The following is a 23,521-nucleotide window of genomic DNA, read 5'->3' as shown; positions in this document are numbered from 1 at the left end:
GATCCGCGGCGCGGACGGTCGCCGCGCATGTCCCCCTTGCGTGGTTCACCACTCTCCGGACTGATTTCCACCCCGTCAACGGAACCAGCCGAACCGCATATGCGTGCTCCTCACAAGGTCCGACTTTCGGTCAGGGGGCGGAGCCTGAAATAGTTCCCGACGATGTTCGACATCCCTAGACTCCCTGTGATGGGGGTAACTCGGGGGACTACTCAGTGGGGCATGGAGTGCCGGAACTCGTACTGGAATTGAATGGACGGACCTGGACGCTCGACCCGTCCAGGCCCTACACCCTGGGACGCGATCCCCAGGGAGACATCGTGCTCGACGACGCCAGGGTCTCCTGGCGGCACGCCACGATCAGCTGGAGCGGCCGCAGTTGGGTCATCGAGGACCACGGCAGCACCAACGGCACGTTCGTGCAGGGCCATCGCATCCACCACCTGGAGATCGGCCCCGGTTCGGCCGTGCATCTGGGCAACGCGACCGACGGGCCGCAGCTGACCGTGTCCGGTGGCGCGGCCTCCGCCGCCCCGCAGCAGGCACAGCAGCAGGCACAGGCGCAGGCACAGCCGCAGCAGCAGCCGTACGCCGCGCAGGGCGCGCAGCCCGGCTGGGGCCAGGCGCCCGCGCAGCCGGCGCCGCAGCAGCAGGGCGGACAGGCAGGCTGGCAGGAGCCCCGGCAGCGGGACGCGCACATCCCGCAGCAGCAGGGTGCCGGCGGTGGCGCGGGGGTGCCGCCGGTGTACGGCGACCGCAGCCCCACCACGTTCCACCAGTTCTCCATCGGCCGTGTGATGCGCATCGGCCGTGCGCTGGACAACGACCTGGTCGTCTCCGACCTCCAGGTCTCCCGGCACCACGCCGAGTTCCACTCGACGCCCGACGGCCGCATGGAGATCCGCGATCTCGGCGCCCACAACGGCACCTACGTCAACGGCCAGCCGATCGGCAAGGGCGGCTCCCAGCTGCTCGGCCCGACCGACATCGTCGGCGTCGGCCACTCCACGTTCCGTATCGTCGGCGACCGCCTCGAGGAGTTCGTCGACACCGGTGAGGTCTCGTTCTCGGCCCGCCACCTGACCGTCACGGTCGACGGCGGCAAGCAGATCCTCAAGGACGTTTCCTTCGGCGTCCCCGAGAAGTCCCTCATCGCGGTCATCGGCCCGTCCGGCTCCGGCAAGTCGACGCTGCTCAAGGCGCTCACCGGCTACCGGCCCGCCAACCAGGGCGACGTCCTCTACGACAACCGCAACCTCTACAAGCAGTTCGCCGAGCTGCGCCAGCGCATCGGTCTGGTCCCGCAGGACGACATCCTGCACAAGGAGCTGACCGTCAAGAAGGCCCTCAAGTACGCGGCCAAGCTGCGCTTCCCCGCCGACACCACGACCGCCGAGCGCGAGGCGCGGATCGATGAGGTGCTGCGCGAGCTGAAGCTGGACATCCACAAGGAGAAGAAGGTCACCTCCCTCTCCGGCGGCCAGCGCAAGCGCGTCTCGGTGGCCCTGGAGCTGCTGACCAAGCCGTCGCTGATCTTCCTCGACGAGCCGACCTCGGGCCTCGACCCGGGCATGGACCGCGATGTGATGCAGCTGCTGCGCGGCCTAGCCGACGACGGCCGTACGGTCCTCGTCGTCACGCACTCCGTGGCCGAGCTGGCGCTGTGCGACAAGCTGCTGGTGATGGCGCCGGGCGGCGCGGTCGCCTACTTCGGACCGCCGGAGGAGGCGCTCAACTTCTTCGGCTACGACACCTGGGCCGACGTCTTCTCCGCCTTCGAGAACTACCGCGACTACGACTGGGCGGGACGCTGGAAGGGCTCGCAGCACTACCAGATGTACGCCGCGGACATCGACGCGATAGCCCCGCAGTCCGTACAGATGCCGCCGATGCAGGCGATGAAGCCGCCCAAGCCGCAGGGCTGGATGTCCCAGTTCGTCACGCTGGTGCGGCGCTATGTGTCGGTGATCGTCTCCGACAAGGGCTTCCTGGCCCTCATGGTGATCCTGCCCGGGGTCCTCGGCGCGGTGAGCCTGCTGATCGACTCCGGCAAGGGGCTGCTGCCGAACCCGGCGAACCCGCAGACCGGGCGGATCATCCCGAACGGCACGGCCACGACCGTCCTGCTGATCCTCGCCGTCGGCGCCTGCTTCGCCGGCGCCGCGAACTCGGTGCGTGAGCTGATCAAGGAGCGGGTCATCTACGAGCGGGAGCGCGCGACCGGCCTGTCGCGTTCCGCGTACCTGATGTCCAAGGTGTTCGTGCTCGGCGTCATCACCGTGCTCCAGGGCCTGATGGTCGGCGTCATCGGCTTCTCCAGCCGGGAGATCCCCGAGGAGGGCCTGGTCCTGGGGAACCTGACGCTGCTCGAGCTGTCGGTGCCGATCATGGCGCTCGGCTTCACCTCGATGATGTTCGGCCTGATCATCTCGGCCCTGGTGAAGACCGCCGAGAAGACCATGCCGCTGCTGGTCATGTTCGCGATCATCCAGGTGGTGTTCACCGGCTGCCTCTTCGCGCTGAACGGCTCGATCGGCGCGAACCAGATCTCGTTCCTGATGCCGTCGCGCTGGGCGGTGGGCGCGGCCGGCGCCACGCTGGACTTCAACAAGATCAGCCCGCCCGACAAGGGCGAGAGCGGCGATCCGCTGTGGGAGCACACCGTCGGGGCCTGGACCATGGACATGCTGGCCCTGATCGCCCTCGGCGTGATCTGCGGCATCTTCGTGGCCCGCTTCCTGCGGCGGCACGAGCCGGAGGTCATGCGGAAGTAGTCCGCGCATCGGCGCGACCGGACCCGCGAGGCGAAGCGCGGCACCCCCACCGGGGTGCCGCGCTTCGGCGTGTCGCTGAGACCGAGAGGTCCGCCGAGTGCCTCAGTACGCGCTGTTGACGTTGTCGATCGAACCGTAGCGGTGCGCCGCGTAGTTGGCGGCGGCGGTCAGGTTCGCGACCGGGTCGTACTGGCTCCAGGCGGTGCCCGGGACGTGGTAGGTGTCGAAGGTCGGCTTGATGATCTGCAGCAGACCGATCGACGGGACGCCGTTGATGGCGTTGATGTCCCAGTCGTTGATGGCGTTCGGGTTGCCCGAGGACTCGCGCATGATGTTCTTGTGCAGGCCGTGGTAGGTGCCCGGGATGTCGTGCTTCTTCATGATGTCCAGGGCCTCACGGATCCAGCCGTCGAGGTTGTTCGGGTAGGTCTTCGCGGCGACCTGCTTGACCTCGACCCGCTTGGCGGACCGGCTGGCGGCCTCCTTCGCCTTGCGGGCGGCCTCGGCCTTCTTCGCCGCGGCGGCCTTCTTGGCGGCGGCCTCGGCGGCCGCCTTCTTCTTGGCCGCGGTCTCGGCGGCGGCCTTCTTCTTGGCGGCGGCGTCCGCGGCGGCCTTCTTCGCGGCGATCTCCTGCGCCTTCACCGACTTCGAGGCGAGCTGGTCGGTGACGCTGCCCTTGACGTCCTTGATCTGCTTGTCGCTGTACGCCACCTTGCCCGTGGGGGCTTCGGCCGTGGTCGTCCCGGCGTTGCCGGGGACGGTGGCGGAGACGGCGATGGCGGCGGCACCGAGCGTGGTGACTCCGGCCATGGCGATCTTGTGGCGCTTGGTGATCGGACGACTGAGGATGCGGTTCTTGGCGTTCTTGAGCATGGCAGTGGGGACCTCTCTGAGTTGCGGGAGGTCGCTCGCTGTCCGGCGGGGACACGGGTGCTTCTCTGCACAATCGCCGCGGACTGAGCCACGGCGCTGAGCGACGAGAGCAATTCTTAGCGGCCGCAAAATCGCGTGGCAAAGGTGTGACCTACGATCCTCGGTAGGAGACCCAGGAGGGGCAAAATAGGACAGTCAGGACTGTATGGGCCGCTCAAAAGGGACACAGCCACCTACTACGGACTTTCGTACGTGACCTGCGCCCTATGCGGGGGCTCACACGACGGCCGCCCCCGTCTTACGCGCAGTTGCTGACGCAACGCTCAGCGTGAGGCCCTTCCGAGGGCAGGACGAGATGGACGTCCCCGAACTCGTGCCACAGGTACCGCTCGTGCAGCGCCTGCGCGTAACCCGCCTCGATCGCGGCCCGTCCCGCGACCGCCTCCAGCATCAGCAGATGCGACGCCTCCGGCTCGTGCAGCCCGGTCAGCAGACCATCCACCACCCGCACCCCCCGCTCCGGGGTGACCACCAGGTCCGTCCAGCCCTCCCGCGCGCGGACGACGCCGTCGGCGTCCACCGCCGACTCCACGGCCCGCACGGCCGTCGTCCCGACCGCGACGACCCGGCCTGACCCCGCCCGCGCCGCCCGGATCAGCCGTGCCGAGGCCTCCGGCACCCGGAACCGCTCCGGATACGGCGGCTCGTGCGCCTCCGCCGACGCCACCCCGGTGTGCAGCGCGACCGGCGCGAACTGCACCCCCCGGCTCACCAGCTCCGCCACCAGCCCCGCCGTGAAGGGACGCGCCGCACTCGGCATCTCCGCACTGCCCGCCCCGTCGGCCGACGGCAGCGCGAACACGGTCCGGTACACGGACAGCGGTTGGTCCCGCTCCGTATAGGCGTAGCGGATGGGCCGCCCATGGGCCCGCATCACCCCGAGCACCCGCCCCGGACCGGCGGGCCCGCCCCCGTCCGTCACCGGCCGTGCCCACCAGAGCCGCCCGCCCACCGGGTCCAGGGGCTCCTCCAGCACCAGCCGCAGACCACCGGGCAGACACACCTTCGTCCCCGCAGGCCCGCCCGTACGCGCGCGCGTGGTGCCCCGCCCGTCGGGATCCCGCAGTTCCACCGCCCAGCGCCCGTCGTCCCCGCGCGTGGAGAAGTGCACCACCACGCGCGCGGGCCCGATCCGGCCGTCCACCGCGGCGGGCAGCGTCTCGGACGTGTTGACGACCAGTACGTCCCCGGCCCGCAGCAGCCCCGGCAGCTCACGGAAGACGTGATGGCTCACCTCCGTGCCCCGGGACACCAGCAGACGTACGGCGTCCCGGTCCAGCCCCGGCCCCCGCTGCTCGGCCGGCGCCCGCGCCGACAGCTCCGGCGGCACCCGCACCATGAGCGTCACCGCCGGCCCCCCACCAGGCCGGACGCCGTATACCGCCCGCCGGGCGGCCGCTCGTCCAGCAACCGCAGGAACGCCGGCACCACCGCGTCCGGCTCCGGACGCGCCTCGTCGTCGTCCGGTACGGCCGCCGCGTACAGGTCCGTGGCCATGTCCCCGGGGTCCACCGCCCACACCCGCAGCCCCGGCTCCTCCGCGCCCAGCACCGCCGCCAGCTGGTCCAGCGCGGCCTTCGACGCCCCGTACCCGCCCCAGGTCCCGTACGCCTCCACGGCAGCGTCCGAGCTGACGGCGATCACCGAGCCCGCCGCGGACGCCCGCAGCAGCGGCAGTGCCTCCTGGACGAGCCCCAGCGCGGCGACCACGTTCACCTCCAGCGCCCGCCGCAGCCCTTCGAGCGGCAGCGCGTCCAGCCGGACCAGCGGCTCGGCACCGAGCGCGCTGGCGTTGCTCACCAGCAGATCGACGCCGCCCAGCCGCCGGGCCGCCTCGACCAGCGCCACCCGGTGCTCCGCCGCCGTCACATCCCCCGGCACCGCCGTCACGCGCGTGCCGTGCCGCCGCAGCGCGGCCGCCGTCCGCTCCAGCGCCCCGGCCGTCCGCGCGTCCAGCACCAGATCCCAGCCCCGCCCGGCCAGCCCCTCGGCGAGCGCCCGCCCCAGCCCCTTCGAAGCCCCTGTGATGATCGCGACCGGCATGACAACCGTCCCCTCGTCTCCCCGACCGCCGTGGACCCGGCGGTGCCCTCACGCTAGGAACCGGCTCGCCCCGCCCGCCTCGGACGCGAGCCGCAACCACCGGGGCCGTTCGCCCTACGCCCCGAGCACGGGGGACCGCAGACCTAGGACCGCCGCCCCAGTCCGACGCCGTCACCGGCCCGATCCGCCCGTCACACCCCGCCGGTACCGTGAGGGACATGAGTCAAGGCCCCCGGTCCGGCCTCGCCGCCGTGAGCTCCGCGCTGCTGGCCATGAGCAGGCACCTCGAGGTGCGCGACGTCCTGAAGACGATCGTCGCCTCGGCCCGCGAGCTGCTCGACGCGCAGTACGCCGCGCTCGGCGTCCCCGACGACCACGGCGGCTTCGCCCAGTTCGTCGTGGACGGCGTCAGCGACGAGCAGTGGAAGGCCATCGGCCCCCTGCCGCGGCAGCACGGCATCCTCGCCGCGATGCTCCAGGAGGCCAAGGTCGAGCGCCTCGCGGACGTCCGCAAGGACCCCCGCTTCGAGGGCTGGCCCTCCGCCCACCCCGACATGTCCGACTTCCTCGGCCTGCCGATCCGCGACGGCGACGAGGTCATCGGCGCGCTCTTCCTCGCCAACAAGAACTGCCCGAAGGAGGACGGCGGCTGCGGTTTCACCGCCGACGACGAGGAACTGCTCGCCATCCTCGCCCAGCACGCGGCGATCGCCCTCACCAACGCCCGCCTCTACGAGCGCAGCCGCGAGCTGACCATCGCCGAGGAGCGCTCCCGCCTCGCCCACGAGCTGCACGACGCCGTCAGCCAGAAGCTGTTCTCCCTGCGCCTGACGGCCCAGGCCGCCACCGCCCTGATCGACCGCGACCCGGCCCGCGCCAAGGGCGAACTCCACCAGGTCGCCGCCCTCGCCGCCGAAGCCGCCGACGAGCTGCGCGCCGCGGTCGTCGAGCTGCGCCCCGCGGCCCTCGACGAGGACGGCCTCGTCGCCACCCTGCGCACCCAGATCCAGGTCCTCGACCGCGCCCACAGCGCGCGCGTGACCTTCGCCGGCCGCGGGGTGAGGGCCCTGCCCGCCGCCCAGGAGGAGGCCCTGCTGCGCGTCGCCCAGGAGGCCCTGCACAACGCCCTGCGGCACTCCGGCGCCGAGCACGTCGACGTGACGCTCGACCGGCGCGGCGCCGGAGCCGTGCTGCGCGTCACCGACGACGGCGGCGGCTTCGACCCGAGGACGGTGCGCCGCGCCGGGCGCCATCTGGGCCTGGTCTCCATGCGGGACCGGGCGAGCGGGGTCGGCGGCACGCTGACCGTGGAGTCGGCGCCCGACAAGGGCACCACGATCGAGATGGAGGTCCCCGGTGGCTGACGCAATCAGGGTGCTGCTCGTCGACGACCACCAGGTCGTCCGCCGTGGGCTGCGCACGTTCCTCGAGATCCAGGACGACATCGAGGTCGTGGGGGAGGCCGCCGACGGCGCCGAGGGAGTGGACCGCGCCGAGGAGCTGCGGCCCGACGTCGTCCTCATGGACGTCAAGATGCCGGGCATGGACGGCGTCGACGCCCTGCGCCGGCTGCGCGAGCTCGACAACCCCGCGCGCGTGCTGATCGTGACCAGCTTCACCGAACAGCGCACGGTGATCCCGGCCCTGCGCGCGGGCGCCGCCGGGTACGTCTACAAGGACATCGACCCCGAGGCGCTCGCCGGGGCCATCCGCTCGGTCCACGCCGGCCACGTCCTCCTCCAGCCGGAGGTCGCCGGTGCCCTGCTCTCCCAGGAGGAGAACGGCGGGGGACAGGGCAGGGCGGGGTCGCTGACCGAGCGGGAGCGCGAGGTGCTCGCCCTCATCGCGGACGGCCGGTCGAACCGTGAGATAGCACGGGCGCTGGTCCTGTCGGAGAAGACCGTCAAGACGCACGTCTCCAACATCCTCATGAAACTGGACCTCTCCGACCGCACCCAGGCCGCCCTGTGGGCCGTACGCCATGGCGTGACCGGCTGAAACGCTCTGCGGAAGGGGTCACGGAGGGCGAACCGGAAGGTTCCCGTCCGGGCTGAGATTCATACCGTCGTGGGAATGTCCCCCGGACGGCCGCATCCTTCCCGGATCTCCGGCGTTCTCCAGTGCGTGCTGCGGCGACTGCCGCGGCGATCGCTAGGAGGGCTTGAAAGTGAAGAACCTGAAGAAGGCAGCGGCCGTGACGATGGTGGCGGGTGGCCTGCTGGCCGCCGGTACCGGAATGGCCTCCGCCACCGACGCGCACGCCGAGGGCAAGGCCGTCGGCTCGCCGGGCATCGTCTCGGGCAACCTGATCCAGGCCCCGATCCACATCCCGGCGAACGTCTCCGGCAACAGCGTGAACGTCATCGGCGTCCTGAACCCGGCCTTCGGCAACCTGGCCGTCAACAAGTGACGCCTCGCCGAACCAGGCAGTGACCTCAGGCCTCCCGGGCGCCTCACCGGGAGGCCGATCGTCAGGCGCTGTCCACGGGCAGGGTCCCTCACGCTGACGTGAGAGGACCCTCGCCCGTACCCACCGGCCGTACCCACCGGCGGGCCTCAGCGGGCCTCGCGCTGCTCCACGGCCGCGTTGTACGCCGCCACCTGCGCCCGCCGGGCCACCCGCTCGACCGGCCGCAGGGCCTCGGCCCGTGCCCGCATCTCCGCCGAGCTCACGGCACCCCCGTGCCCGTTCTCCTGCGCCAGCGAGATCAGCAGACCCACCCGCCGCGCCAGCTCCAGCACCCGGACCGCTCGTGGCGGATACCCCGGCGCCAGGACCTCCCGGCCCCGCTCGGCCCGGGCCCGGTACGCGTCGATCGCCGCCTCGGCCACCGGCCCCGACGCGGCCACGTCCAGCTTCGCCAGCACCTCGGTCGCGTCCCGCAGCCCCTCCGCCAGCTCCCGCTCGGCCTCGCCCAGCGACGGCACATCGGCGGGCGGCGCCTCCCGCACGGGCAGCACCTGCCAGACGACCTCCACATGCACATCGCCCTCGGGCCCGGCCTCGTACACCTCCGGCACCAGCCCGAAGGCCGCCCCGTGGCAGACCACCGCCTCCTCGGCCTCCAGGGCCCGCGCGTTGAACTCGGGCGGTCCGCTCAGCCCCAGCGGATGCCCCGGCGCGGGCAGCGCCACCCGCAGCCCGGTGACCCCGAGCCGCCGAAGCCGCCCGAGGGCCAGCGTCAGCCCGACGGGCGCCGACTCACCGGGCAGCCCCTCCACCCGGTGCACGGCGTCGTCCCCGACGATCTGGAGCACAGCGTCATCGGGTGAGACAAGTCCGGCGAAAAGGGCATTGCCCCAAGCGGCGAGGCGTCCTGAGCGCGGTTCCGAAAGCATGCCACCACCCTAAGGACCGGACCGATGGAAGGATGGGCCGGACCGGTGGCGTAGATTTCCTTGAGGGGCTGCGCTCACAGGCGCACGCGACCACCGAGACGCCGAGACCGGTCACAGCAAGGGGAGACAACGCGCTCATGAGCGATGTTCTGGAGCTTCAGGACGTAACCGTGGTCCGTGAGGGCCGGGCTCTCGTGGACCAGGTCTCCTGGTCGGTCAAGGAGGGCGAGCGCTGGGTCATCCTCGGCCCGAACGGCGCCGGCAAGACCACCCTCCTGAACGTCGCCTCCAGCTACCTCTACCCGACCAAGGGCACCGCCACGATCCTCGGCGAGACCCTCGGCCGGCCCGGCACCGACGTCTTCGAGCTGCGCCCCCGCATCGGCGTCGCGGGGATCGCCCTGGCCGAGAAGCTCCCCAAGCGCCAGACCGTCCTCGAAACCGTTCTCACGGCCGCGTACGGCATGACCGCCACCTGGAACGAGGACTACGAGGAGGTCGACGAGCAGCGGGCCCGCGCCTTCCTCGACCGCCTCGGCATGACCGAGTTCACCGACCGGAAGTTCGGCACCCTCTCCGAGGGCGAGCGCAAGCGCACCCTCATCGCCCGCGCCCTCATGGCCGACCCCGAGCTGCTCCTCCTCGACGAGCCCGCCGCCGGACTCGACCTCGGCGGCCGCGAGGACCTCGTCCGCCGCCTCGGCCGCCTCGCCCGCGACCCGATCGCGCCGTCGATGCTCATGGTCACCCACCACGTCGAGGAGATCCCCCCGGGCTTCACCCACGTCCTGATGATCCGTCAGGGCAAGGTCCTCGCCGCGGGCCCCATGGAGCTCGAACTCACCTCCCGCAACCTCTCCCTCTGCTTCGGCCTCCCGCTCGTCGTCGAACAGGTCGGCGACCGCTGGACGGCCCAGGGCCTCCCCCTCTCCTGACCCCGTCCGCTCGACCGGCGCCCTGTCCGTGACAGGGCCCACGGGCCTACCATGACCATGTGGAAATCGACGCGTGGGTTTGGTGGTTGATCGGCGCGGCAGCGCTCGGCATCGGGCTCGTCATCACCGCGATGCCCGAACTCGGCATGCTGGCGGTGGGCGCCGTCGCGGCCGCCCTGGCGGCCGGTTACTTCGACGGTGACGCCGTCGCCCAGGTCGTGGCCTTCGTCGTCGTCTCCACCGCCCTCATCGCCGTCGTGCGGCCCATCGCCAACAGACACCGCTCGCAACGACCCCAACTCGCCACCGGAATCGACGCGTTGAAAGGCAAGCAGGCGGTCGTCCTGGAGCGCGTCGACACCTCCGGCGGGCGGATCAAACTCGCCGGCGAGGTCTGGTCGGCCCGCGCGCTCGAGACCGGCCGCACCTACGAAGTGGGCCAGGAAGTGGACGTCGTCGACATCGAGGGGGCCACGGCCATCGTCATGTGACCTCGTACGACGCAAGTGACGCGAAGCCCTCACGAGGCACGCGACGGTCTGTCAGACTCGTCAGCAAGATCTTCAACAGACATAAGATCTTCCGAAGTTGGCGCAGTTGCCGCAGTGGAGAAGGGGTACGGGGAAACGACGATGGAACCGGTCATCATCGTCCTGGTCATTCTGGTGGTGTTGGTCTTCATCGCCCTGATCAAGACGATCCAGGTCATCCCGCAGGCGAGCGCGGCCATCGTCGAGCGCTTCGGCCGTTACACGCGGACACTGAACGCGGGCCTCAACATCGTGGTCCCGTTCATCGACACCATCCGCAACCGCATCGACCTGCGCGAACAGGTCGTGCCGTTCCCGCCGCAGCCGGTGATCACCCAGGACAACCTGGTCGTGAACATCGACACCGTCATCTACTACCAGGTGACCGACGCCCGGGCCGCCACCTACGAGGTCGCCAGCTACATCCAGGCCATCGAGCAGCTCACCGTCACCACACTGCGCAACATCATCGGCGGCATGGACCTGGAACGCACCCTGACCTCCCGCGAGGAGATCAACGCGGCCCTGCGCGGCGTCCTCGACGAGGCCACCGGCAAGTGGGGCATCCGCGTCAACCGCGTCGAACTGAAGGCCATCGAACCGCCCACCTCCATCCAGGACTCGATGGAGAAGCAGATGCGCGCCGACCGTGACAAGCGCGCCGCGATCCTCACCGCCGAAGGTACGCGCCAGGCCGCCATCCTCACCGCCGAAGGTGAGAAGCAGTCCCAGATCCTGCGCGCCGAGGGTGAGGCCAAGGCGGCCGCCCTGCGCGCCGAGGGCGAGGCCCAGGCGGTCCGCACCGTCTTCGAGGCCATCCACGCCGGCGACCCCGACCAGAAGCTCCTCTCCTACCAGTACCTCCAGATGCTCCCGAAGATCGCCGAGGGCGACGCCAACAAGCTCTGGATCGTCCCCAGCGAGATCGGCGACGCCCTGAAGGGCCTGTCGGGCGCGATGGGCAACTTCGGCAACCTGGGCGGCGGTTCGGGCGGCGGCGGATCCACGGGCATCCCCGGCCAGGCGACGGAACGCCGAGAGAAGCCGTCGATCGACTGAGGGTTTCACCGGTACGACAAAGGGGCCCGACTTCCTCGAGGAAGCCGGGCCCTCATGCCGCTCAGCGACGCGGGAACCGCGCCCCCAGCTAGGCCGCGTCCATCCCCAGCCAGTCCGGCAGAGCCGCGAACTCGTCCACCCCCAGCGCCAGCAGCATCGCATCGGCCGGAGTCGGCTCGAACGGCTCCCGCAGCAACGGCATCCCCGCCTGCTCAGGCGTCCGGTCGGCCTTGCGGTGATTGTCCTCCGCACACGAGGCGACCGTGTTCAGCCAGGTGTCCTGCCCCCCGTGCGACCGCGGCACCACGTGGTCCACGGTCGTCGCCCTGCGGCCGCAGTACGCGCACCGGTGCCGGTCCCTGACCAGCACACCCCGCCTCGACCACGGCGCTTGTCTTCGGAACGGCACCCTCACGTACCGGCAGAGCCTGATCACCCGCGGCGCCGGTATGTCCACCGCGGCCCCGCGCATGCGCAGTTCGGGGTGGGCCTGCTCGACGACGGCCTTGTCCTGGAGCACCAGAACGACGGCTCGGTTCAACGTCACCGTCGACAGCGGCTCGAAGCTCGCGTTCAGTACCAGCGTCTCCCGCATTGCAGCCCACCTCCCGTGCACACCTGCCCACCCCCTGGCGGGCTGGGATCAACTCTGGCCGGGCACGCCGAGATGGACAACGAAATAAAAAGTGCCCGCCCCCGATCACTTCCATGACCGGGGGCGGGCAAACGTTCCATGAACGTCAGGATTCCGCGGGCACCTCGTACTCGGCGATCAGGTGCGCACGCGCGAGCGTGTGGAACCGCAGATTGAAGCCGACGGCGGCCGGGCTGGCGTCCGAGTCCGGACCGAGCTTCTCCTGGTCCACGGCGTACACCGTGAACACGTACCGGTGCGGCCCGTCCCCGGGGGGCGGCGCGGCCCCGCCGAAGTCCTTCGACCCGTAGTCGTTCCGCGCGTGCACGGCACCCTCCGGCAGCCCCTCGAACGAGCCGTTGCCCGCACCCGCCGGCAGCTCGGTCACCGACGCCGGGATGTCGAAGAGCACCCAGTGCCAGAACCCGCTTCCCGTGGGGGCGTCCGGGTCGTAACAGGTCACGGCGAAGCTCTTGGTCCCCTCCGGGAAGCCCTCCCAGCGCAGCTGCGGCGACGTGTTGCCCGCCGCGTGGACCTGGGCGTCCTTCAGGGTCCCGCCGCCCTGGACGTCCTCACTCGTGACCGTGAAGGACGGCACGGGCGGATGGAAGTCGTGGGGGAGCGGCCGCCGCTTGAGCTCGGACACTTCGATACCTCCTGACGAAACAGTGGAATCAGCGGTTCCGAGCCTAGAACCAGTTCCGCTTGCTGCCGACCTCGGACAGCCACTGGTTGAGGTACGCCGCCCAGTCGGTCCCGTGGAAGTCGTTCAGCCCCACCTGGAAGGAACGGAAGGTGTCGCTGCCCTCGCTGAACAGACCCGGCTTCTTGTCCATCTCCAGCACGACGTCCATCGCGTTCGAGTCCGCGACGAAGCTCAGCTCGACCTGGTTGAGACCGCGGTACTGCTGCGGCGGGAAGAACTCGATCTCCTGGTAGAAGGGCAGCTTCTGCCGCGTACCGCGGATGTGGCCGCGCTCCATGTCCGCGCTTTTGAAGCGGAACCCGAGCTGGATGAACGCGTCGAGGATCGCCTTCTGCGCGGGCAGCGGGTGCACGTTGATCGGGTCCAGGTCGCTGGAGTCCACGGCACGGGCGATCGCCAGCTCCGTCGACACACCGATGTTCATGCCGCGCAGCGCCTGCCCGTCGATCATGGTGACCGGCGTCTCCCACGGGATCTCCAGCCCGAACGGCACCGCGTGCACCGCACCGGCCTGCAGCTCGAACGCCCCGCCCAGCCGCACCTTCGTGAACTCGATGTCCTGCTTGTACTCCGAGTCCTGCGTCTCCACCTCGACGCGCGCCTGCAGGCCGACGGCCAGGCCCTCGATGTCCTGGTTCACGGACCCGCCCTGAATCCGCACCTCACCCTGGACGACACCGCCCGGGACGACGTTGACCTCGGTCAGCACCGTCTCGACCGAAGCACCGCCGGCCCCCAGGCTCGCGAGCAGCTTCTTGAACGCCATGACTCTCCTCAACTCAGAGTGGATCCCTGATCCCTACAAACGCGATCCGGCCGTGGCCGGTTCCGCGACCCCACCCCGACAAGGCGCGCGCTCCCCGGACCACCCCGTGGCGGCCACACCGTCTCCACTACGCTCGGACGGCATGATCGTGAGCCCCGACCGTACGCCCCCGCCCGGGCCCCGGACCGACCGGCGGCCGGTATGAACGTCGAAGACCTGGCCCACCCCGCCGAGGACGTCGCCCCCAGACTGCTCGGCGCCGTCCTCACCCACAAGACCGCCGACGGCACCGTCAGCATCGCCATCACCGAGACCGAGGCGTACTCCGGCGCGGCGGACCCCGCGTCCCACGCCTACCGGGGCATGACCGCCCGCAACGCCGTCATGTTCGGACCGGCGGGACACCTGTACGTCTACCGGTCCCACGGTCTCCACTGGTGCGCGAACGTCGTCACGGGCACCGACGGCATCGCCTCGGCCGTCCTCATCCGTGCCGGCCGCGTCATCGAGGGGGAGGAGCTGGCCCGCGAACGGCGAGGGCCGAAGGTGGAGGACGCCCGCCTGGCCCGGGGGCCCGGCAACTTCTGCCAGGCGCTCGGCATCACGGCGGCGCACGACGGCGCGGACCTCCTGACCGGCGCCTCGGTCACGCTGTCCCGCGGGGAGCCGGTGCCCGACGACCTCGTCCGAGTCGGCCCCCGGGTCGGCGTGAGCAAGGCCCACGACTGGCAGCACCGCTTCTACGTGGCCGGCGACCCGACGGTCTCGGCGTACCGGCTGAGCCCCAGGGCCAAGCCCTCCACCGGCCCGAGTTGACGCGCCTTGGCGGGTCGCGTAACGTGGCCCGAGCCGCTGAAGCGGGTACTGCGAAGTCAGCAGCCGTAGCGGCCAACCCACTACCTAGTACAACCCCTGAAACGGGGTCGATTCTGGCGTCCCCGTATGCCCGAATTCGATTCCGCGGGGTCCGATTATGAATCGGGCGGGGAATCGGCTAACGTAGTGAATGTCGAAAGGCCGACAGGCGAAAGCCAGAAGCCCTCGGCAATCCCGCCGACAGGGAATCGGATCGAAAAAGGATCTGATAGAGTCGGAAACGCAAGACCGAAGGGAATCGCCCGGAGGAAAGCCCGAGAGGGTGAGTACAAAGGAAGCGTCCGTTCCTTGAGAACTCAACAGCGTGCCAAAAGTCAACGCCAGATATGTTGATACCCCGTCTCCAGCATCTGCTGGGGCGAGGTTCCTTTGAAATAAACACAGCGAGGACGCTGTGAACATCGGGATCATTCCTCCCGATGTTCCGCTCTCGTGATGTGTGCACCCGATTACGGGTAAACATTCACGGAGAGTTTGATCCTGGCTCAGGACGAACGCTGGCGGCGTGCTTAACACATGCAAGTCGAACGATGAACCACTTCGGTGGGGATTAGTGGCGAACGGGTGAGTAACACGTGGGCAATCTGCCCTGCACTCTGGGACAAGCCCTGGAAACGGGGTCTAATACCGGATACTGATCTGCTTGGGCATCCAAGTGGTTCGAAAGCTCCGGCGGTGCAGGATGAGCCCGCGGCCTATCAGCTTGTTGGTGAGGTAACGGCTCACCAAGGCGACGACGGGTAGCCGGCCTGAGAGGGCGACCGGCCACACTGGGACTGAGACACGGCCCAGACTCCTACGGGAGGCAGCAGTGGGGAATATTGCACAATGGGCGAAAGCCTGATGCAGCGACGCCGCGTGAGGGATGACGGCCTTCGGGTTGTAAACCTCTTTCAGCAGGGAAGAAGCGAGAGTGACGGTACCTGCAGAAGAAGCGCCGGCTAACTACGTGCCAGCAGCCGCGGTAATACGTAGGGCGCAAGCGTTGTCCGGAATTATTGGGCGTAAAGAGCTCGTAGGCGGCTTGTCACGTCGGTTGTGAAAGCCCGGGGCTTAACCCCGGGTCTGCAGTCGATACGGGCAGGCTAGAGTTCGGTAGGGGAGATCGGAATTCCTGGTGTAGCGGTGAAATGCGCAGATATCAGGAGGAACACCGGTGGCGAAGGCGGATCTCTGGGCCGATACTGACGCTGAGGAGCGAAAGCGTGGGGAGCGAACAGGATTAGATACCCTGGTAGTCCACGCCGTAAACGGTGGGCACTAGGTGTGGGCAACATTCCACGTTGTCCGTGCCGCAGCTAACGCATTAAGTGCCCCGCCTGGGGAGTACGGCCGCAAGGCTAAAACTCAAAGGAATTGACGGGGGCCCGCACAAGCGGCGGAGCATGTGGCTTAATTCGACGCAACGCGAAGAACCTTACCAAGGCTTGACATACACCGGAAACGTCCAGAGATGGGCGCCCCCTTGTGGTCGGTGTACAGGTGGTGCATGGCTGTCGTCAGCTCGTGTCGTGAGATGTTGGGTTAAGTCCCGCAACGAGCGCAACCCTTGTCCCGTGTTGCCAGCAGGCCCTTGTGGTGCTGGGGACTCACGGGAGACCGCCGGGGTCAACTCGGAGGAAGGTGGGGACGACGTCAAGTCATCATGCCCCTTATGTCTTGGGCTGCACACGTGCTACAATGGCCGGTACAATGAGCTGCGATACCGCGAGGTGGAGCGAATCTCAAAAAGCCGGTCTCAGTTCGGATTGGGGTCTGCAACTCGACCCCATGAAGTCGGAGTCGCTAGTAATCGCAGATCAGCATTGCTGCGGTGAATACGTTCCCGGGCCTTGTACACACCGCCCGTCACGTCACGAAAGTCGGTAACACCCGAAGCCGGTGGCCCAACCCCTTGTGGGAGGGAGCTGTCGAAGGTGGGACTGGCGATTGGGACGAAGTCGTAACAAGGTAGCCGTACCGGAAGGTGCGGCTGGATCACCTCCTTTCTAAGGAGCACTTCTCACCAACTTCGGTTGGTCAGAGGCCAGCATGCGAGCGAACGTCTCGCACTGGTTGCTCATGGGTGGAACGTTGACTATTCGGTCCTGACCTCGGGTCGGTGGCTGCAAGTACTGCTCTTCGGAGCGTGGAACGCACGATCATCGGACAGGGATGGACCGGGCACGCTGTTGGGTGTCTGAGGGTACGGCCGCGAGGTCGCCTTCAGTTGCCGGCCCCAGTGCACTCGAGCTTCTGCTCGGGGTGATGGGTGGTTGGTCGTTGTTTGAGAACTGCACAGTGGACGCGAGCATCTGTGGCCAAGTTTTTAAGGGCGCACGGTGGATGCCTTGGCACCAGGAACCGATGAAGGACGTGGGAGGCCACGATAGTCCCCGGGGAGTCGTCAACCAGGCTTTGATCGGGGGTTTCCGAATGGGGAAACCCGGCAGTCGTCATGGGCTGTCACCCGCTGCTGAACACATAGGCAGTGTGGAGGGAACGCGGGGAAGTGAAACATCTCAGTACCCGCAGGAAGAGAAAACAACCGTGATTCCGGGAGTAGTGGCGAGCGAAACCGGATGAGGCCAAACCGTATGCGTGTGAGACCCGGCAGGGGTTGCGCATTCGGGGTTGTGGGATCTCTCTTGATCAGTCTGCCGGCTGGTCGACGAGTCAGAAACCGTTGATGTAGGCGAAGGACATGCGAAAGGTCCGGCGTAGAGGGTAAGACCCCCGTAGTCGAAACGTCAGCGGCTCGTTTGAGAGACACCCAAGTAGCACGGGGCCCGAGAAATCCCGTGTGAATCTGGCGGGACCACCCGCTAAGCCTAAATATTCCCTGGTGACCGATAGCGGATAGTACCGTGAGGGAATGGTGAAAAGTACCGCGGGAGCGGAGTGAAATAGTACCTGAAACCGTGTGCCTACAAGCCGTGGGAGCGTCGGAATGAAGACTTGTCTTCATTCTCGTGACTGCGTGCCTTTTGAAGAATGAGCCTGCGAGTTTGCGGTGTGTTGCGAGGTTAACCCGTGTGGGGAAGCCGTAGCGAAAGCGAGTCCGAATAGGGCGGTATAGTAGCGCGCTCAAGACCCGAAGCGGAGTGATCTAGCCATGGGCAGGTTGAAGCGGAGGTAAGACTTCGTGGAGGACCGAACCCACCAGGGTTGAAAACCTGGGGGATGACCTGTGGTTAGGGGTGAAAGGCCAATCAAACTCCGTGATAGCTGGTTCTCCCCGAAATGCATTTAGGTGCAGCGTCGTGTGTTTCTTGCCGGAGGTAGAGCACTGGATAGGCGATGGGCCCTACCGGGTTACTGACCTTAGCCAAACTCCGAATGCCGGTAAGTGAGAGCGCGGCAGTGAGACTGTGGGGGATAAGCTCCATGGTCGAGAGGGAAACAGCCCAGAGCATCGACTAAGGCCCCTAAGCGTACGCTAAGTGGGAAAGGATGTGGAGTCGCAGAGACAACCAGGAGGTTGGCTTAGAAGCAGCCACCCTTGAAAGAGTGCGTAATAGCTCACTGGTCTAGTGATTCCGCGCCGACAATGTAGCGGGGCTCAAGCGTACCGCCGAAGTCGTGTCATTCCAGCATGTACTCCCAACGGAGGCTGGGATGGGTAGGGGAGCGTCGTCTGCCGGGTGAAGCAGCCGCGGAAGCGAGTTGTGGACGGTTGACGAGTGAGAATGCAGGCATGAGTAGCGATTCACACGTGAGAAACGTGTGCGCCGATTGACTAAGGGTTCCTGGGTCAAGCTGATCTGCCCAGGGTAAGTCGGGACCTAAGGCGAGGCCGACAGGCGTAGTCGATGGATAACCGGTTGATATTCCGGTACCCGCTGTGAAGCGTCAAACATCGAATCCAGTGATGCTAAGCCCGTGAAGCCGCCGGCTGAGTCTTCGGACGAGGTCGGAGTGGTGGAGCCGGTGACCCGAGCTGGTAGTAGGTGAGTGATGGGGTGACGCAGGAAGGTAGTCCATCCCGGGCGGTGGTTGTCCCGGGGTAAGGGTGTAGGACGGTGTGTAGGCAAATCCGCACATCATGTGTCTGAGACCTGATGCCGAGCCGATTGTGGTGAAGTGGATGATCCTATGCTGTCGAGAAAAGCCTCTAGCGAGTTTCATGGCGGCCCGTACCCTAAACCGACTCAGGTGGTCAGGTAGAGAATACCGAGGCGTTCGGGTGAACTATGGTTAAGGAACTCGGCAAAATGCCCCCGTAACTTCGGGAGAAGGGGGGCCACACCTGGTGAGAGTACTTGCTGCTCGAGCTGGGGGTGGCCGCAGAGACCAGCGAGAAGCGACTGTTTACTAAAAACACAGGTCCGTGCGAAGCCGTAAGGCGATGTATACGGACTGACGCCTGCCCGGTGCTGGAACGTTAAGGGGACCGGTTAGTCGAGATTCGTCTCGGCGAAGCTGAGAACTTAAGCGCCAGTAAACGGCGGTGGTAACTATAACCATCCTAAGGTAGCGAAATTCCTTGTCGGGTAAGTTCCGACCTGCACGAATGGCGTAACGACTTCTCGACTGTCTCAACCATAGGCCCGGTGAAATTGCACTACGAGTAAAGATGCTCGTTTCGCGCAGCAGGACGGAAAGACCCCGGGACCTTTACTACAGTTTGATATTGGTGTTCGGTTCGGCTTGTGTAGGATAGCTGGGAGACTGTGAAGCTCGGACGCCAGTTCGGGTGGAGTCGTCGTTGAAATACCAGTCTGGTCGTGCTGGATGTCTAACCTGGGTCCGTGATCCGGATCAGGGACAGTGTCTGATGGGTAGTTTAACTGGGGCGGTTGCCTCCTAAAGGGTAACGGAGGCGCCCAAAGGTTCCCTCAGCCTGGTTGGCAATCAGGTGTTGAGTGTAAGTGCACAAGGGAGCTTGACTGTGAGACCGACGGGTCGAGCAGGGACGAAAGTCGGGACTAGTGATCCGGCGGTGGCTTGTGGAAGCGCCGTCGCTCAACGGATAAAAGGTACCCCGGGGATAACAGGCTGATCTTCCCCAAGAGTCCATATCGACGGGATGGTTTGGCACCTCGATGTCGGCTCGTCGCATCCTGGGGCTGGAGTCGGTCCCAAGGGTTGGGCTGTTCGCCCATTAAAGCGGTACGCGAGCTGGGTTTAGAACGTCGTGAGACAGTTCGGTCCCTATCCGCTGTGCGCGTAGGAGTCTTGAGAAGGGCTGTCCCTAGTACGAGAGGACCGGGACGGACGAACCTCTGGTGTGCCAGTTGTTCTGCCAAGGGCATGGCTGGTTGGCTACGTTCGGGAGGGATAACCGCTGAAAGCATCTAAGCGGGAAGCCTGCTTCGAGATGAGGACTCCCACCCACTTGATGGGGTAAGGCTCCCAGTAGACGACTGGGTTGATAGGCCGGATCTGGAAGCACAGTAATGTGTGGAGGTGACCGGTACTAATAGGCCGAGGGCTTGTCCTCAGTTGCTCGCGTCCACTGTGTTAGTTCTGAGGCAACGACCGTTGCCGGTTTCTTGAGCAGAACACATAACTACAGAGTGTGCTTGTTCGCTCGAAACCATTAGGGTTTCGGTGGTCATAGCGTGAGGGAAACGCCCGGTTACATTCCGAACCCGGAAGCTAAGCCTTACAGCGCCGATGGTACTGCAGGGGGGACCCTGTGGGAGAGTAGGACACCGCCGAACAATCTTTGGGAAGGACCCCTGGTCACCAGCGTTCAGCTGGGACCAGGGGTCCTTTCGTTTTTACAATGCTTGCGGTACCGAAGACAGGAGTCACCCATGTCCACCAACTCTCCCGACGATCGACCGGAGCGCGACCAGCGGCGACGGGACAGTGGTGACCGTGGTGAACGCGGCGGTTACCGAGGTGACCGTGGTGATCGTGGCGGCTTCCGACGGGACAACGAACGTCGTGACGACCGCAGGGACGACCGCCGCGATGACCGGGGCGACCGTGGCGGGTTCCGGCGCGACGACCGGGACCGAGGCTTCCGTCGTGACGACAACCGCGGTGGCGGCAGCGGCGGCTACGGCCGGCGTGACGACCGTCGCGATGATCGCCGTGACGATCGCAGGGACGACCGTCGGGACGGCGACCGTGGGCAGCGTCCCGGGTTCCGTCGCGACGACCGGCCGGGCGCACCGCGCCGAGACGACCGGGACCGGGACCGTGGCTTCCGTCGGGACGGGGACCGTCCGTCCTACCGGCGTGACGACCGCCGTGACGACCGTCGCGATGACAACCGTGGCGGGTACGGCCGGCGCGACGACCGTCGTGATGACCGCAGGGACGACCGCCGTGGTGACGACCGCGACCGTGGCTTCCGCAGGGACGACCGGGATCGGGACCGTGGCTTCCGTCGGGACGACGACCGGGACCGTGGGTTCCGGCGTGACGACCGCAGGGACGACCGTGGTGGCGACCGGGACCGGGGCTTCCGCCGTGACGATCGCCGCGATGACCGCCGGGACGGCGACCGCGGTGGGTTCCGCCGTGACGACCGGGACCGTGGGTTCCGACGTGACGACCGCAGGGACGACCGCGGCGGCGACCGCGATCGCGGGTTCCGCCGTGACGATCGCCGCGATGACCGGCGTGACGACCGTGGCGGTGACCGTGGTGGCTTCCGCCGGGACGACCGCCGGGACGACCGGCGGGACGACCGGCGTGACGACCGCGGTGGGTTCCGCGGGCGGGACGACCGGGGTGGCCGTGGGCCTCGCCGGGACGATCGCGGGGGCCGCCCCGGAGGGTTCCGTGGCCGGGACGACCGTAGGGACGACCGCCGTGGTGACGACCGGCGGGGCGGTGGGCGGTTCCGGGACGAGCGGGACCGTGACCGCGAGCCGATCAAGCGGCTGCCGATCCCCGAGGACGTCACCGGCGACGAGATCGACAAGGACGTGCGGCAGGAGCTCCAGAGCCTGCCGAAGACGCTCGCCGAGGACGTGGCCCGCAACCTGGTGATGGTCGCGCGGCTCATCGACGAGGACCCCGAGGGCGCGTACGGCTACTCGCGGGTCGCGCTGCGGCTGGCGTCGCGCGTCGCGGCCGTACGGGAGGCGGCGGGCTTCGCGGCGTACGCCAACCAGAAGTACGCGGAGGCCCTGGCGGAGTTCCGTGCCGCGCGGCGGATGACCGGCACCGTAGAGCTGTGGCCGCTCATGGCCGACTGCGAGCGGGGCCTCGGGCGTCCGGAGAAGGCGCTGGACATGGCCGGCGCCCCCGAGGTGCACAAGCTCGACAAGGCCGGCCAGGTGGAGATGCGGCTGGTCGCGGCCGGCGCCCGGCGTGACATGGGGCAGTTGGACGCGGCGATCGTCACGCTGCAGAGCCCGGAGCTCGCGTCCAACTCCGTGCAGCCGTGGACGGCGCGACTGCGGTACGCGTACGCGGACGCGCTGCTCGCCGCCGGGCGGCAGGGCGAGGCGCGTGAGTGGTTCGCGAAGGCCGTGGAGGCCGACAAGGACGGCAGCACGGACGCCTCGGACCGGCTCGCTGAGCTGGACGGTGTCGAGTTCGTCGACGCCTTCGACGAGTCCGAGGACGAGGGCGAGGGCGACGGCGGTGACGCGACGACGCCGGCGGACGACGAGTGAGTGACGTGTGAGAAGGGGCGGGATCCCGGCCGGGATCCCGCCCCTTCTCGCGTTACGGCCTCGCCTCCTCAGACGTCCAGTACGCGCAGGACCAGGCCCGAGGCCGGTTTCGGGCCGAACGACGTGGACTTGCGGGGCATCGTCACGCCCTGGCGGGCGAGGTCGCGGACGACGTCCTCGCGCACGGGGTGCATGAGCACCGCCGTGCCGCCGTCGCGTTCCGCCTTGCGCACGGTGGCGGCCGTGTCGTGGATGTAGGCGATACGGGCGGGGTCGTCCTCGGGGATGCGCCAGACGTGGGCCAGGAGCGTGGCGTGCAGGACGGTGGCGTCCAGGGTGCGCCAGGCCTCCGGGCGGTCGGTGGGGACCGTACGGTCGAGCAGGGCGGGGTCCGGCCGGTCGACGAGGTGGAACGCGCCGTCCCCGGCGAGCAGGTAGGCGTTGCCCTCCTGGGCCGCGTCGGCCAGGTGCTCCAGCGCGGAGTCCAGGGGCACGTCGAGGCGGCGTACGCGGAAGCGGCCGTCGAGCGCGGCGAGGGCGTCGGCCGGCGCGAGGTCGTGCAGGAGCCGGTGGATGGCCCGCACCCGCAGGGGGTAGCGGGCCGTGTCGACCAGGAGGACGAGGCCGTGGTCCCAGGGGCTGGGGGAGGGGTGCTCGTCCCGCAGCCGCAGGTAGGTGGCCCAGCGGTGGTGGCCGTCGGCGATCAGGGCCTGCCGGTGGGCCAGGTCGGCGCGGACATGGGCCTGGTCGGCGGGGTCGGTGAGCGCCCACAGGCGGTGGCGGTAGCCGTCCTCGGTGGTGGTCGCGAACAGGGGCGCGCGGGCGACCGTGCGCTCGATGAGGGCGCTGGTGTCGGTCTCCGTGCCGTCGCCGCGGTAGGTGAGCAGCAGGGGTTCGAGGTTCGCCGAGGTGGCGCGCATCAGGGCGGCGCGGTCGGCGACCACGTGCGGCATGACGTCCTCGTGCGGCAGGACGAGACCCTCGGACGGGTCCGACAGGCGCAGCGCGCCGATGACCCCGCGTTGCAGCATGCCGTCGTCGGAGCGCTGCTCGTACACGTAGAGGGCGGGCTCCGGGTCGGCTCTGAGGATGCCGTCGGACAGCCAGTGACGCAGCGTCTTCGCGGCCTGCTCGTTGCGGGCGGCGGGGCTGTCGGCCTGCGGCAGGATGAGGCGGACGATGTTGAACGGGTCCGCGTCCTGGAGGTGGTGCAGGCCGTCGGGCCGTACGACGACGTCGTACGGCGGTGATGTCACGGCCGCCAGACCGCCGACCCGGTCGGGGTCGTAGCGGAGGCCGCGGAACGGGGTGAGTTCCAGGCCGGGGCCCGCCGGTGGTTCCGGGTGACCTGCTGTGTTCATCCC

At 68.1% G+C, this 23,521-nt stretch carries 18 protein-coding genes and 3 rRNA genes; 13 read left to right on the top strand and 8 right to left on the bottom strand.

The features are described 5' to 3' along the window. Positions 1 to 227 precede the first annotated feature (227 nt). Positions 228 to 2,774: an FHA domain-containing protein gene (locus tag F8R89_RS08165; protein WP_192806069.1), complete on the top strand. Its 2,547-nt coding sequence runs from the start codon at positions 228 to 230 to the stop codon at positions 2,772 to 2,774. 102 nt (positions 2,775 to 2,876) lie between these two features. Here F8R89_RS08165 and F8R89_RS08160 read toward each other — a convergent pair whose 3' ends face one another. From F8R89_RS08160 to F8R89_RS08150, 3 genes are all read right to left on the bottom strand, one after another. Then, positions 2,877 to 3,647, bottom strand: coding sequence for a transglycosylase SLT domain-containing protein (locus tag F8R89_RS08160; RefSeq protein ID WP_151783329.1), 771 nt, complete (start codon positions 3,645 to 3,647; stop codon positions 2,877 to 2,879). A 298-nt stretch (positions 3,648 to 3,945) separates the two neighbouring features. Then, the gene (locus F8R89_RS08155; RefSeq protein ID WP_413251243.1) at positions 3,946 to 5,055 is read right to left on the bottom strand and encodes an S-adenosylmethionine:tRNA ribosyltransferase-isomerase; all 1,110 of its coding nucleotides are present in this window, start codon (positions 5,053 to 5,055) and stop codon (positions 3,946 to 3,948) included. Beyond that, positions 5,052 to 5,750, bottom strand: a complete 699-nt coding sequence (locus tag F8R89_RS08150; RefSeq protein ID WP_151783328.1) for an SDR family NAD(P)-dependent oxidoreductase — start codon at positions 5,748 to 5,750, stop codon at positions 5,052 to 5,054. The genes F8R89_RS08155 and F8R89_RS08150 overlap by 4 nt, the downstream gene beginning before the upstream one ends. A 218-nt stretch (positions 5,751 to 5,968) precedes the next feature. Here F8R89_RS08150 and F8R89_RS08145 point away from each other — a divergent pair, with 218 nt between their 5' ends. The 3 genes from F8R89_RS08145 to chpE all read left to right on the top strand — a co-directional run bounded on the left by F8R89_RS08145 (position 5,969) and on the right by chpE (position 8,160). Next, a complete protein-coding gene (locus tag F8R89_RS08145; RefSeq protein WP_151783327.1) occupies positions 5,969 to 7,114 on the top strand; it encodes a GAF domain-containing sensor histidine kinase in 1,146 nt (381 codons plus the stop codon). After that, positions 7,107 to 7,748, top strand: coding sequence for a response regulator (locus F8R89_RS08140; protein ID WP_151783326.1), 642 nt, complete (start codon positions 7,107 to 7,109; stop codon positions 7,746 to 7,748). Before F8R89_RS08145 ends, F8R89_RS08140 begins: the two co-directional genes overlap by 8 nt. Positions 7,749 to 7,917: 169 nt before the next feature. After that, positions 7,918 to 8,160 carry a chaplin ChpE gene (gene chpE / locus F8R89_RS08135; protein WP_055621323.1) on the top strand — a complete coding sequence of 81 codons (243 nt, stop codon included), beginning with the start codon at positions 7,918 to 7,920 and terminating at the stop codon, positions 8,158 to 8,160. A 146-nt stretch (positions 8,161 to 8,306) separates the two neighbouring features. Here the strand turns inward: chpE and F8R89_RS08130 are convergent, their stop codons facing one another. Then, positions 8,307 to 9,089: a hypothetical protein gene (locus F8R89_RS08130; RefSeq protein ID WP_151783325.1), complete on the bottom strand. Its 783-nt coding sequence runs from the start codon at positions 9,087 to 9,089 to the stop codon at positions 8,307 to 8,309. A 137-nt stretch (positions 9,090 to 9,226) separates the two neighbouring features. Here F8R89_RS08130 and F8R89_RS08125 point away from each other — a divergent pair, with 137 nt between their 5' ends. From F8R89_RS08125 to F8R89_RS08115, 3 genes are all read left to right on the top strand, one after another. Then, the gene (locus F8R89_RS08125; RefSeq protein WP_151783324.1) at positions 9,227 to 10,024 is read left to right on the top strand and encodes an ABC transporter ATP-binding protein; all 798 of its coding nucleotides are present in this window, start codon (positions 9,227 to 9,229) and stop codon (positions 10,022 to 10,024) included. Positions 10,025 to 10,083: 59 nt separating this feature from the next. Further along, complete coding sequence (locus tag F8R89_RS08120) at positions 10,084 to 10,515, top strand: NfeD family protein (RefSeq protein WP_192806068.1); 432 nt, start codon at positions 10,084 to 10,086, stop codon at positions 10,513 to 10,515. 141 nt (positions 10,516 to 10,656) lie between these two features. After that, entirely contained in the window at positions 10,657 to 11,613 is a 957-nt protein-coding gene (locus F8R89_RS08115; RefSeq protein ID WP_151783323.1) for an SPFH domain-containing protein, read from the top strand. Between the two features lie 88 nt (positions 11,614 to 11,701). On the opposite strand, the gene F8R89_RS08110 is transcribed toward F8R89_RS08115, so the two are convergent. From F8R89_RS08110 to F8R89_RS08100, 3 genes are all read right to left on the bottom strand, one after another. Continuing rightward, the gene (locus F8R89_RS08110) at positions 11,702 to 12,208 is read right to left on the bottom strand and encodes an HNH endonuclease (RefSeq protein WP_151783322.1); all 507 of its coding nucleotides are present in this window, start codon (positions 12,206 to 12,208) and stop codon (positions 11,702 to 11,704) included. Between the two features lie 145 nt (positions 12,209 to 12,353). Continuing rightward, the gene (locus F8R89_RS08105) at positions 12,354 to 12,893 is read right to left on the bottom strand and encodes a YbhB/YbcL family Raf kinase inhibitor-like protein (RefSeq protein ID WP_151783321.1); all 540 of its coding nucleotides are present in this window, start codon (positions 12,891 to 12,893) and stop codon (positions 12,354 to 12,356) included. 43 nt (positions 12,894 to 12,936) lie between these two features. Further along, positions 12,937 to 13,719: a sporulation protein gene (locus F8R89_RS08100; protein WP_151783320.1), complete on the bottom strand. Its 783-nt coding sequence runs from the start codon at positions 13,717 to 13,719 to the stop codon at positions 12,937 to 12,939. Between the two features lie 201 nt (positions 13,720 to 13,920). Here F8R89_RS08100 and F8R89_RS08095 point away from each other — a divergent pair, with 201 nt between their 5' ends. From F8R89_RS08095 to F8R89_RS36130, 6 genes are all read left to right on the top strand, one after another. Then, positions 13,921 to 14,535 carry a DNA-3-methyladenine glycosylase gene (locus F8R89_RS08095; RefSeq protein WP_151783319.1) on the top strand — a complete coding sequence of 205 codons (615 nt, stop codon included), beginning with the start codon at positions 13,921 to 13,923 and terminating at the stop codon, positions 14,533 to 14,535. 522 nt (positions 14,536 to 15,057) lie between these two features. After that, positions 15,058 to 16,583 (top strand): 16S ribosomal RNA (locus F8R89_RS08085). A 310-nt stretch (positions 16,584 to 16,893) separates the two neighbouring features. After that, positions 16,894 to 20,017, top strand: a 23S ribosomal RNA gene (locus tag F8R89_RS08080). Between the two features lie 106 nt (positions 20,018 to 20,123). After that, positions 20,124 to 20,240: ribosomal RNA gene (gene rrf, locus F8R89_RS08075) — 5S ribosomal RNA — on the top strand. The 16S, 23S and 5S rRNA genes sit together here, the layout of an rRNA operon. A gap of 160 nt (positions 20,241 to 20,400) precedes the next feature. After that, positions 20,401 to 21,525, top strand: a complete 1,125-nt coding sequence (locus F8R89_RS36135; protein WP_192806418.1) for a hypothetical protein — start codon at positions 20,401 to 20,403, stop codon at positions 21,523 to 21,525. Next, positions 21,417 to 22,157, top strand: a complete 741-nt coding sequence (locus F8R89_RS36130; protein WP_192806347.1) for a tetratricopeptide repeat protein — start codon at positions 21,417 to 21,419, stop codon at positions 22,155 to 22,157. Before F8R89_RS36135 ends, F8R89_RS36130 begins: the two co-directional genes overlap by 109 nt. A gap of 68 nt (positions 22,158 to 22,225) precedes the next feature. On the opposite strand, the gene F8R89_RS08065 is transcribed toward F8R89_RS36130, so the two are convergent. Further along, positions 22,226 to 23,518: a DUF1015 family protein gene (locus F8R89_RS08065; protein ID WP_151783318.1), complete on the bottom strand. Its 1,293-nt coding sequence runs from the start codon at positions 23,516 to 23,518 to the stop codon at positions 22,226 to 22,228. Positions 23,519 to 23,521 lie beyond the last annotated feature (3 nt).

This window comes from Streptomyces sp. SS1-1, from assembly GCF_008973465.1.
GTDB lineage: Bacteria > Actinomycetota > Actinomycetes > Streptomycetales > Streptomycetaceae > Streptomyces.
Note: the sequence above shows the minus strand (reverse complement) of the source record. Positions and strands in the feature narration are given on the sequence as shown.